8 protein-coding genes are annotated in these 11,901 nt (G+C 60.9%); 6 read left to right on the top strand and 2 right to left on the bottom strand.

What is annotated here, in order from left to right:
- The first annotated feature begins 6 nt into the window (after positions 1 to 6).
- Together ACILSO_RS05590 and ACILSO_RS05585 are read left to right on the top strand one after the other, a co-directional pair.
- The gene (locus tag ACILSO_RS05590) at positions 7 to 582 is read left to right on the top strand and encodes a hypothetical protein (RefSeq protein ID WP_395736387.1); all 576 of its coding nucleotides are present in this window, start codon (positions 7 to 9) and stop codon (positions 580 to 582) included.
- Positions 583 to 667: 85 nt separating this feature from the next.
- Positions 668 to 3,007 (top strand): prolyl oligopeptidase family serine peptidase, encoded by a 2,340-nt coding sequence (locus ACILSO_RS05585; protein WP_395736386.1) that lies wholly within the window; start codon positions 668 to 670, stop codon positions 3,005 to 3,007.
- Positions 3,008 to 3,180: 173 nt separating this feature from the next.
- Here ACILSO_RS05585 and ACILSO_RS05580 read toward each other — a convergent pair whose 3' ends face one another.
- Positions 3,181 to 4,992 (bottom strand): NPCBM/NEW2 domain-containing protein, encoded by a 1,812-nt coding sequence (locus ACILSO_RS05580; RefSeq protein ID WP_395736385.1) that lies wholly within the window; start codon positions 4,990 to 4,992, stop codon positions 3,181 to 3,183.
- Positions 4,993 to 5,118: 126 nt separating this feature from the next.
- Between ACILSO_RS05580 and ACILSO_RS05575 the strand changes: the two genes are divergently transcribed.
- Positions 5,119 to 6,360 (top strand): NAD(P)/FAD-dependent oxidoreductase, encoded by a 1,242-nt coding sequence (locus tag ACILSO_RS05575; RefSeq protein WP_395736384.1) that lies wholly within the window; start codon positions 5,119 to 5,121, stop codon positions 6,358 to 6,360.
- Positions 6,357 to 8,099 carry a hypothetical protein gene (locus ACILSO_RS05570; protein WP_395736383.1) on the top strand — a complete coding sequence of 581 codons (1,743 nt, stop codon included), beginning with the start codon at positions 6,357 to 6,359 and terminating at the stop codon, positions 8,097 to 8,099. The genes ACILSO_RS05575 and ACILSO_RS05570 overlap by 4 nt, the downstream gene beginning before the upstream one ends.
- 1 nt (position 8,100) lies before the next feature.
- On the opposite strand, the gene ACILSO_RS05565 is transcribed toward ACILSO_RS05570, so the two are convergent.
- Positions 8,101 to 8,862 carry a helix-turn-helix domain-containing protein gene (locus ACILSO_RS05565; protein ID WP_395736382.1) on the bottom strand — a complete coding sequence of 254 codons (762 nt, stop codon included), beginning with the start codon at positions 8,860 to 8,862 and terminating at the stop codon, positions 8,101 to 8,103.
- Between the two features lie 123 nt (positions 8,863 to 8,985).
- On the opposite strand from ACILSO_RS05565, the gene ACILSO_RS05560 reads away from it, so the two are divergent.
- Positions 8,986 to 10,269, top strand: coding sequence for a C39 family peptidase (locus ACILSO_RS05560; RefSeq protein WP_395736381.1), 1,284 nt, complete (start codon positions 8,986 to 8,988; stop codon positions 10,267 to 10,269).
- A gap of 7 nt (positions 10,270 to 10,276) precedes the next feature.
- Complete coding sequence (locus tag ACILSO_RS05555; RefSeq protein WP_395736380.1) at positions 10,277 to 11,893, top strand: arylsulfatase; 1,617 nt, start codon at positions 10,277 to 10,279, stop codon at positions 11,891 to 11,893.
- Positions 11,894 to 11,901 lie beyond the last annotated feature (8 nt).

Here is an 11,901-nt window from a genome sequence, read left to right as displayed (position 1 = left end):
CTCACCATGGACTCCGCCACCCCTCACATCACACGTCTCCATTTTCTCTCCCAGATCCTGGCCGAACACCAGATCCCCGTGGCCTATCTGCCGCCCAATGAAGACACCGGCGAGATGCTGCTCGTCACCGCCGCCGTCATGAACGGCAAGGTGGTGCCCCTCCGCCTCATCCCGCTCAATGACATCATCCCGCAAGCCAAAGAAGGGATGGCTCCTCTCACCGCCTGGCTGCTGCATGCCTCCCTCATTTTCCCCTTCCACATTCCGGATGACAGGGTCACTGAAGTCATGCGCGCTACCCAGCTCGTGAGCCGCATTCTTCCGCTCTGCTCTCTCGGCGTCATGGAGCCGGACGGCGCCTGCTACCTCCAGGCCTGCGTGGCCATTGAAGATGTGGACGCCATTCCCCGCGCCGTTCTCATGGACGTCATTGGCATGGCACGCATGGCCGCCAGCACCTACGGCCCCGCCCTGGCGGACATCGCCGCAGGCACGCTCAGCTACGCCGGATTTGCCAAAGCCCTGGAAGCGAGCGGCCTCATGCCGCCTTCGCTCTTCAGCGCTCCTGTTACGACAGCCTGAGGCTTTGGCTGAAATACCAGCCACATGCCGCAAAAGCCGTCAAGAAACCCGCTGCGCGCGGTGTTTCATGCACGCTTTTTGACGCATGAAATTCTCCCCCGGCCACGCCCTGCTCCTCTGCTGTCTTTCGTTCGGCCTTCGGGCTGCCGCCGCCAGCATTGATGAAGCTCTCGCCTTTCCCAAGCGCACCGAGAACCTCGTCTTTCGCGATCACCTCAAAGCAAACTGGCTGCCCGGTGGCAAGTCATTCTGGTATCGCGTCCAGACCGGCCCCAAGACCCACGAGTACGTCCTCATCGACGCCACAACCGGTCAGCGCAAATCCGCGCCCACGCTCAAGGCGCTTGGACTTCCCGAGCAGGAGGCGCTCAAATCCTCCACCGCCAAAATCGAACTCCGCAAAACCTCACGCACAGGCGGAGAGTCCGGCCTCAAATTCATCAACCAGCTCGACTCCGACGTCGATCTCTTCTGGATCAACCAGCAGGGCGAGCACGTGGGCTACGGCCGCATTCGTGCCGGCAGTGAGCGCGAGCAGCACACCTTTGAAGGCCACGTCTGGCTCATCACCAGCGCCACCGGCGAGCATCTCGCCATCATCGAAGGCGCAGCCGTGCCGCAGACTTTGATCATCGATGGCAAAGGCATTTCCCCGGCCAAGCCAGCGCCCGAAAAGAAGGAGCGCGGTGCCAGATCTCCCGACGGCAAATGGTCGGCCATGATCGAGAAGGAATTCGTCCTGCTGCATGATCGCACCGCCGATAAAACCCTGCGCCTGAAAATCGAGACCGCCGCCCAGTCTCCATTCACCAGCCCGATCTCGTGGTCTCCCGACTCCAAGTCCTTCGTCGTCAGCAGTTGCGTCCACGTCCCCGTGCGCAAGATCACCATCGTCGATTCCACTCCCAAGGGCCAGGTGCAGCCCAAGCTCATCGAACGCAACTACGCAAAACCCGGCGATCCCCTTCCCAAACCCTTCCCCGTCCTCTTCACACTGACTGACAGCGGCTGCGAATGGACTCGCATTTCCTCTGATCTTTTCCCCAATCCCTTCACCGAAGCCGAAGACCTCAACTTCCGCTGGTCCGCCGACGGCAGCGAATTCTTCTTCGACTACAATGAGCGCGGCCACCAGCGCTACCGCATCATCGCCGTCAATACCAGGACGCATTCCGTGCGCGCTGCCGTCGAAGAAACCTCGAAGACCTTCATCGACTACACGCAGAAAACCTGGCGTCACTGGCTGGACAAAACCGGCGAACTCCTCTGGATGAGCGAACGCGACGGCTGGTGCCACCTCTACCTTTACGACAGCAAAACCGGCCAGCTCAAAAACCAGATCACCAAGGGCACATGGCCCGTGCGCAAAGTGCTGCATGTTGACGAGGCTGCTCATGAAATCACCTTCCTCGCCAGCGGCCTGCGCAAAGAAGAAGACCCCTATCACCTCCACCTCTGCCGCGTGAAGTTTGACGGAAGCGGCTTCCAGCAGCTCACGCAGGGCGATGGCAATCACCACATCGAGTTCTCGCCCAATCGCGAAACCTTCGTCGACACCTACTCCCGCGCCGATCTCCCACCCGTAAACGAACTCCGCCACAGCAGCGACGGCAGCCTCGTCTGCGAATTGGAAAAAGCCGATGCCTCCGCCCTCCTCGCCGCCGGCTGGACGATGCCGGAGCGCTTCGTCGCCAAAGGCCGCGATGGAAAGACCGACATCCACGGCATCCTCATCAAGCCCTCGCACTTCGATCCCGCCAGGAAATACCCGGTCGTCGAAGACATCTATGCCGGACCGCACGGCTCCTTTGCTCCCAAGGATTTTGACCGCCAGCTCCGCCTGCATCAGATCGCCGAACTCGGCTTCATCATCGTCAAGATGGATGGCATGGGCACCAACCATCGCGGCAAAGCTTTCCACGATGTGTGCTGGAAAAACATCAAGGACGCCGGATTCCCCGACCGCAAACTCTGGATCAAAACCGCCGCCAAAACCCGCCCCTGGATGGACCTCACCCGCGTCGGCATCTACGGCGGCAGCGCCGGTGGCCAGAACGCCATGCGTGCGCTGCTCGATCACCACGACTTCTACCAAGTCGCCGTCGCCGACTGCGGCTGCCATGACAACCGCATGGACAAAATCTGGTGGAACGAGCAGTGGATGGGCTGGCCCGTGGACGAAAGCTACGCCCGCAGCTCCAACAAAGACGACGCCCACAAACTCGAAGGCCGCCTGCTCCTCATCGTCGGCGAACTCGACACCAACGTCGATCCCGCCACCACCACCCAGGTCGTCGGCGCTCTGCAAAAAGCCGGCAAGACCTTCGACTTCATGCCAATCACCGGCACCGGCCACGGAGCAGCAGAGACGCCCTACGGCTCCCGCCTCCGCATGGAGTTCCTCGTGAAACACCTGCGCCCCTGATCTACGCGCCAGCGTCCCCGGAGTGCGGCGATTTATCGCCGCTTTCGAACGTCCCACCGTCCCCACCGCGAAACGGCCCCACGTCTCTCCACACCATCATCCGAGATCTCCCCCCTTTTCTGCCGCTTATCCAGCGCCTCCGTCATCTCCCTCGCAAGCAGGAGCCCCCCGCATCACTTTTCGCGCCTCAGCACCGGCTCTCCCCACGCGCCCCAAGCCCCATTGATGCTATCCTTCCCTTCAATGCGCAGGGTGAGCTTCTTCACCCCTTTGACCTCCACATGAAAAGCCGCCAGATCACCCGCCTTCAGCACACTTGATTTCCACAGCTCGCGGCCATCGCCTAAAACCGTGGCTTCGATTTTTCCGAGCCCGCCCTGCAATTCGCAAACGCTGCCGCTCAGGATCTCCCAGCGTCCGCCGAGCTCGTATTCAAACAGCGAATTCGCATGCGCATACAGCCCATGCTCAAACAATCCCTCCGGCCCCAGCAAAGGCTCTCCTTCCGGAGTGCGGTCATAGTGCACGCCCGCCCAGCCCGTCTCCGCATGCAGCGGCGCTGCATCAGATAGCGCCATCTCATTCACCTTCGCCTCCGCAGGCGGGGTCTTGCCCTTGGCGCTGTCCGCCGTGCTCAGTCGTTTCAGAATCCCCTGCACTGCCGGACTCAGCTTTGCCATCTCTTGCTCCGAAATCTTTCCCGCACGGAAAGCAGGCCACTGCGCATCAAACTCGATCTTCTGCGCCGCCTTGCTCACGTCATACGCCGAATCCGCCGTGATGCGCCCGTTCATCGTCAGGGCCTGATCGGACCACACGCTCGCCGTTGCCGCACCGTTCACGCACACCGCCACAAAGTGCAGGCTCACACTTGTGTCCTTCTTTTCAGAACGCGGCAGCAGCAGCGCAAAACGCCCGCCTTCTCCCGGCACGGCCACGGCGATCTGGCTGTCATAATCACCTCCTCCCGCAGGGTCCGCATACGCCAGCACGGCATGCACCGGCAGATTGGCCTGCACGCTCCCACTCACCGCCAGCCCCTCCGCACCCGGCTCAAGTTTCCATCCAGCGAACGTCGCTTTCGCCTTGGTCCCGATCTGTTTCACGGAGCCCGAAAACTGCGGATGCGCCGCCAGCTTCAGCGCATGCGGCAGAGAAAGCAATGAACCCTGACCGTCCCCTCTCAACTCATCGCCATAGGTGCGGTTGCCACTCCCCATCAGCGCCGTGCCACGCAGCTTCCGCGCCGCCACGCACTCCTTGCAATGCGGCAGCCCCAGCGCATGCCCGATCTCATGACACACGCCGCCGATGAAGATGCTGTTGTACTTTCCCAGCGAGATTTTCCCATACTGCCTGTCCTGAATCATCTGATCCTTCACCGCGAGCGAGTCCGCATCCAGCAGCGGCGAGTCCACTTGCCATGCTGTGCCATGGGCACTGTCGCCACTCGCATAGTAGGGGCTGTGGTGTCCCATCGTGCGCGTCTCTGCATCCCAGTCCGCCAGATTGCAAAAGATCACCATCGTCTCCTTCTCCCCGTCGATGCCCGCTTCACTCAGCACCTTCAGGCAGTCCTGCTTGATCTCTCGCCCGTCCTTCTGATCTGCCTCGCTGCATTCCTCAGACTTCAGCCGTCCCTGCACCATGTGCAGCTTCAGCAGGCCATCCGCTTCCAACTCCAGCTGAATCGTCCGTTCCGGGAAACCCCAGCTCTCCATCTCGCGCCGATAAAACTCCTGCACATGTTTCAGCACCCGCGTCAGCCGCGCCCGATAGTCCGGCTGCGGTTCGCGGTCCGACGGACTCCAGTAGCAGATGCGCATAACCCGCCGTGCTTTCTCCGGCGCCTCATTTTCCCATTTCTCCAGCATCCCTTTCGCGCGGACCAGATCCTCCCGCGTCGGCTCACCCGGCAGCAGTTCTTTGAGCTGAGCGGCGGCAAAGGTGGCGAGACACAGCAGAGGGAGAATGAGACGAATCATGGTTGGGTTCATGAACAACGCCGCATGCCCTCTTTCCCATAGAAAAACCTTCGGCTTGTCGAAATTCGGCCCGCTTCAGCCACGATTCGTTCAAGATGCGCGCGCAGGCCCGCTGTATAGCCCGCCATGCCCACCCACATCACCATCCTCGGCGCCGGAGTCATCGGCCTGAGCACGGCGCTCTACTGCGCCCGGCGCGGCATGCAGGTCACGATCATTGAGCGCAGTGCCGCTCAGCGCGACGGCTGCTCCTTCGGCAATGCAGGCATGATCGTCCCCAGCCACTTCATCCCCCTCGCCGCCCCAGGCATGGTAAAGCTCGGCCTCAAATGGATGTGGAATCCCGAATCGCCCTTCTACATCAAGCCCCGCCTCGATGCCGATCTCCTCTCCTGGGGCCTGCACTTCTGGAAAGCCGCCACCAAGCAGCGCGTCGCAGCCGCAGCCCCCGTGCTACGGGACCTCAGCCTGCTGAGCCGCCAGTGCTTTGAAGAAATCGGCCTCGATTTCGGTCTGGTGAAAAAAGGACTCCTCATGCTCTGCAAGCAGCAGCAGACCCTGGATGAAGAGGCGCACATGGCCGCGCAGGCGAATGCACTCGGCATCCCCGCCGAGGTGCTGGATGCCAGAGCCACCGATGCACTCGACCCCAGCGTGACCATGAATGTCTGTGGCAGCGTGTATTTCCCCAAAGACTGCCACCTTCCGCCCCGCCGCTTCATCGCCACACTGGAGACTGAACTGAAGCGACTCGGCACGGAGTTCCTGTGGGAGACTGAAGTGTTGGGTTTTGACACCGAGCACGGAACGCTGCGTGGCATCCAGACATCGAAGGGGCTGGTGGAGGGCGATGAGGTGGTGCTGTGCGGCGGTGTATGGTCCGCAGAGCTGGCGAAGTCCCTGCAGCTCAAACTGCCGATGCAGGCAGGCAAAGGCTACAGCCTCACACTGCCACAGCCGAAGCAACTGCCTGAACTGTGCAGCATCTGCACCGAGGCCCGTCTGGCCGTCACACCCATGGATGGTGCACTGCGCGTCGGCGGCACCATGGAAATGGCAGGCATCGATGAATCCATCACCCAGCGCCGTGTGCGCGGCATCACGCGATCTTTTGTCTCCTATTTCCCTGCGTTTGAAGAAGATGACTTCGCCGAAGTGAAACCCTGGAGCGGCCTGCGCCCGGTCTCCCCGGATGGCATGCCCTACATCGGCCGCACGCAGAAGTGGAAGAATCTCACCCTGGCGACCGGCCACGCCATGATGGGCCTCAGCCTCGCTCCCGCCACCGGGCAGATCGTCAGCGACCTGATCGCGGGCGAAAAGCCGCCTGTCTCGCTCGATTTGATGTCACCCGACCGCTTCGCATGAAAACTCTCCTTGCCACTCTGCTCCTCGTTTCCTCCGCTGCCCTCGCGCTGGACCGGCCCAAGCTGCAGATCATCAATGCAGCGCCGCATGCAATCGAAGTGTTTTGGATCAACCCGGAAGGCGCGCGTGTGCCGAATGGCAAGATCGAACCGGGAAAGGACAACATCATCGGCACCACACTCGGGCATCGCTTTGTGATCGTGGATGGCAAACGCGAGACGGAGGTGGTGAGCAAAGTCCCCGTGCAAGGCTTCCGCTACGATCCCGCAACCAAGGATGGAGTGCCCGCGATCTACACGCAGCGCGAAAGCGCCCATGGTTTCCCCATTGTCGCCACCGCAAAGACGAATCCGTATGCGCTGAAGGAAGTGGCGTATCTGCTGGATCTCATGCTGCAACATCGCCCGGATGTGCGTCAGGCAATGATCGACAGCGGCGCGCGCATGATCATCATGGCGCATGATGAGTTCACCACAGACATGCCGGAGTTTGCCAGCATGGCTGCCGAGCCGATGAAGGGCTTTGAGAAGCTGTCTGGCAAAGACTACTGGGATACGCGCGCCCGAGGCCTGGGCGGCAGCAAGACAGACCCCTTCTGCTCCTGCGCGGAGGAGAATGTTCTGGGCTTCCCCGGAGATCCTTATGAAAAAGAGTGCATCGTCATTCACGAATTTGCGCACGCCATCCATCTGCGCGGCATGGTGAATGTGGACCCCACTTTCGACAAACGCCTGAAGGCCACCTACGACGCGGCGATGAAGGCGGGCCTGTGGCGTGGAAAGTATGCGAGCGTGAACCACAGCGAATACTGGGCCGAGGGCGTGCAGAGCTGGTTTGACGACAACCGCGTGAATGACCACGACCACAACCACGTGCATCTGCGCACACAGCTCATCGAATATGATCCCGGTCTCGCCGCGCTGTGCCGTGAAGTTTTTGGCGAAACAGAACTGCACTACACCAAGCCGCCCACGCGGCTCAGAGGCCACATGGCGGGCTACGATCCCGCCAAGGCTCCCACCTTCGCGTGGCCCGCGCCGCTGCAGGCAGCAAGAGAGTTGATCCAGGAGAAGGCCAAAAAACGCGATGCCGATGCCAACGCCACTGGCGCGCGAGAGATCCGCAGCATCGAAGGCTGGAGCGTGAGCATCAGCCGAGAGCTTTTGAAGAAGGAGGCGGAACTCACCGAGAAAGCGCTAAAGCTTCTTGCGCTGCAGTTGCAGGAGATCGTGCGTGTGGTGCCGCCGAAGGCTGTGACGGAACTTCGCAAAGTGCCGCTGTATTTTAATCCCGAGTATCCAAAATCCCACCCGCGTGCTGAATATCACCCCGGCGCAGGCTGGCTGAAGGACAACGGCCGCGATCCCGTGATGGCGAAGGGCGTTGAATTCACCAACGTCCGCATCTTTGAAGCCGAGACCCGGCGCATGCCGAACTTCGCGCTTCACGAACTGGCCCACGCCTACCATGACCGTGTGCTCGGCTTTGAAAACGCGGAGATCGAAGCCGCCTTCCAGGCTGCAAAAGCTGCGGGCAAATACGACAAAGTGCAGCGCCAGGATTCTGAAGGACGCAAACGCATCGCCAAAGCCTATGCGATGACGAATGCGAAAGAGTACTTTGCCGAATGCTCGGAGGCCTTCTTCAGCCACAATGATTTCTACCCCTTCACCAAGGACGAACTGAAGCAGCACGATCCCGCGATCTACGCGCTGCTGGAAAAGCTTTGGGGAGCATGACTCATCCCTGCCGCGAACGCCGCCGGTGCTCGGTGGGAGATTCGCCTGTGACCGCACGGAAAGCCCGTGTAAACGCGCTGTGGTCGGCAAAGCCGCAGTCCAGCGCGATCTGAGCGATGGACGCATCCGTCTCACCCAGCAGCCGGCTGCCGATGGTGATGCGCGTCTTGGTGATGAGCTGCATGGGGCTGATGCCGTGAATGCGCCTGACGATGCGCGCAAACCGCGCAGGAGTCATGCCCGCCTTTCGCGCGAGCGATGACGGACTCACCGGATCGCCACAGGAAGTTTCAAGGAGGCTCAACACCCGCGCTACTTTAGGGGAAACATCATCGAGACTCACCGGTGCCGAGAGATCCTTGGAAATGCCAATGAGACCCGTCACGCGGCCATTTGCATCGCGCACGGGCAGCTTGCTGGTAAGGCCCCACACAGGCACGTTCGGCTTGCGCCAGAAAAGCTCCAGACGCTCCACGATCGGCTGCCCCGTGCGCAGCACCTGCTCATCCTGCTCTGTGGGGATGCGTCCGTAATCACCGGGGCAGACCTCACAGGGGCGTCTGCCGAGCATCTGCGATTTATGCCTGAGCCCGTGCCGCTCCACGAGCGACTGATTCACCACGAGATAACGGCCTGAGGCGTCCTTGATGAAAAAGGCAGTGTCGTGCATCAGATCCGCGAGCTGCTCCACCACACGGGCGTCCACCAGCAGTGCGCCGTTGGCGGAAAGCAGGCCGGGGAAAGCTGAGGAGACTTTTTTCATGCGTCGTGGAGATGCCACAGATTACGGCCGCCATCCAGACGACTTCCACGTGCTTCGTCATTATGCCGTTTTTGACAGATCCTGAACACAGAAGACTCAAGACGCCCAAACCTCCCCTGCTCCATGATCATGCTGATGCACAAGCTCCCCTTCACCATCCTGGCCGCATTGTTCATGTCCCCGTCTCTTTTGCTCGCAGATGCATCAACGCCACTCGAAACACTGCGCAGCCACGCCGCTGAGGGAGACGCCAAAGCACAGCTGGAGCTGGCCATTCGGCTTCGGGATGGCAAGGACGCTCCGAAGGACAATGTGGAAGCGATGACATGGGCGCATCGTGCAGCGGATGCCGGCAACGCCGATGCCATGGATTTCATCGGCTTTGCCTACCTGCGTGGCGCGGTGGTGAAGCGCAATCCCGCCATCGCCTTCGCTTATTTCAAATCGGCGGCAAACGAATCTGCGCAGGCTGCTTTCAATCTCGGCCAGTGCTACTATGGAGCGCAAGGCACCGAGCAGGATTGCGCGAAGGCGCTCGAGTGGTGGAAAAAGGCGGCAGACCATGGCCATGGACGAGCCGCCGCGGCCGCAGCGATGGCCTATCACGCAGGCGAAGGCGTCAAGGCGGATGCCGCACAGGCCCGCCGTCTGGCGGAGCGCGCCGCCGAACTGAACAATCCCTCCGGTCTGGTGCTGCTTGGCGAAATGCATTTTCAGGCCGGTGAAATGGAAGCCGCCAAAGCCTGCTGGACCAGGGCCGCAAAACTGCACCCCACGGGTGCCACAGGCCATCCTTCACAGCCCTCAGACCTCTCCTCCGCGCAGCAAGGTGCGGATCTGCTCAAGCTCATGAACTACCGTGGGCGCAAGAATGAACCGGGCAAGTTTGCCTTCATTCAGATGCCGCACATCCAGCAGGGCTACAACAACTGCGGCTCCACCGCTTGTGCCATCTTTGCCCGTTTTCAAGGCAGCGAGATCGGTGGCTGGGACTTCAAACGCCTGTGCCCTTCCCCCCTCGGCACCGGCACCGACTGGGGACATCTGCTGGATGCCTCGGCGAAGATTGGGCAGAAGTGGAAGCTCGTCACCTACACGCCTGACGACGCCGGATTTGAGCAGGCAACCACCATGCTCAAATCTGAACTCGATGCGGGACGCCCCGTGGTCGTGGATTTCAAATACATCGGCCCCCAATATCCAGGCGGCAGCGCAGGCCATACGCTCAACGTCTGCGGCTACATGGCCGATGAGAACCTCTACATTCTCTGCAATCCCGCCGTCGCCACACCCGGCATTCAACTCATCACCGCCGAAGACTTGAAGAACTTCTGGCGCTCGGACCACTATGGCGCGCTCTCGAAAGGGGTGCTTTCCCGGCCAGCTTTCGTCATTGATCACCGTTGATCCACTCATGAAATCTCTCCTGCTTGCCAGCCTGCTGCTGCAGCCGTTTGCCACGACGTTCGCAGCCGACGCCAAACCCAACATCCTCGTTATTCTTGCCGATGATCTCGGCTTCGGGGATGTACGATGCAACAATCCTGAGAGAGGGAAAATTCCCACGCCGAACATCGACAAGCTGGCAGCACAGGGCATGCGCTTCACGGACGGGCACTCCTCCTCCGGCGTGTGTTCGCCGTCCCGCTACACCCTGCTCACCGGGCGCTATCACTGGCGGACGCGATTGCAGAGAGGCATCGTGGGCGTGTTTGGCGAACCACTCATCGCGCCGGATCGCATGACCATCGGCACGCTGGCGAAGCAGCAGGGCTACCGCACCGCATGCATCGGCAAATGGCATCTCGGCTGGGATTGGCCGGTCACGAAGGAACAGCGCCCCTTGCTCTCGCCTTCAAAGCAGCCGGACGATGAAGCGGGCAAGAACACCAAGAAGGAGGCGGCGGCTGGAGCGGTGGCCACCGAGCAGCAGATCGCCGCATGGCGTGACATCTTCTCAAAGCCTATTCCCGGCGGCCCAAGCACTCGCGGCTTTGATCTTTACTTTGGAACCGACATTCCAAACTGGCCGCCGTTTTGCTTCATTGAAAACGACCGCACCCTCGGGATTCCCACGGAGTTTCTGCCGCGTGAATCCATGGTTAAAAACCAAGCGAGCAACCAGGGCCCTGCGCTCAAAGGATGGAAGCTTGAGGGCATTCTGCCAGCGCTGGGAGACCGCACAATCCGGTTCATCGACGAGTCTGTGCAGAAGAAAGAGCCCTTTCTGGTGTACCTGCCACTGACCTCACCGCACACGCCGCTGGCCGTGAACGCGGAGTGGAAGGACAAAAGCCACCTCAATCTTTTTGCTGATTTTGTCATGGAGACAGATGCCGTCGTGGGCCGGATGCTTGACGCGCTGGAAAAAAGCGGCGCGGCGGAGAACACGCTCGTGATCTTCACGGCGGACAACGGCTGCGCGCCCTACATTGGAGTGAAGGATCTTGAACAAATGGGGCACTATCCCAGCGGCCCGCTGCGCGGCTACAAGGCGGACGCATGGGAAGGCGGACACCGCGTACCGTTCATGGTGCGCTGGCCCGGCGTGGTCAAGCCAGGCAGCGTGTGCGGCCAGCTCGTGTATCAGGCCGACTTCATCCGCACCTTCGCAGACCTCTTCGGCGTGAAGCTGCCGGACAACGCCGGTGAAGACAGCTTCAGCCTGATGCCTCTCCTCAAAGGCGTGGACAAACCCGTCCGTGAAAACGCCGTGAGCGCCTCCATTGGTGGCATACCGGGAGTGCGCAGCGGCTCATGGAAATACATTCCCGCACCAGGGTCCGGCGGCTGGGGCAGCGGTGGTGATCAATCTCAGCCCGCGCAGCTCTACAATCTCGCGGAAGACATTGGTGAAACGAAGAACCTCGCCGCCGAGATGCCGGAGAAGGTTGCCGAGATGAAAGCACTGCTGGAAAAGCTCATCACCGATGGTCGCAGCACTCCCGGCGGGTTGCAGAAGAACGATGTCGAAGTGGTGCGCTATCCGCGACCTGAAGCCCCCAAGCGAAAAGCCAAAGCCAAAAAGTAGCCTCATTT

The organism is Prosthecobacter sp. (assembly GCF_044226605.1).
Taxonomy (GTDB): domain Bacteria; phylum Verrucomicrobiota; class Verrucomicrobiia; order Verrucomicrobiales; family Verrucomicrobiaceae; genus Prosthecobacter.
The sequence above is the reverse complement of the archived record's forward strand: the minus strand, read 5'-3'. Positions and strand labels throughout refer to the sequence as shown.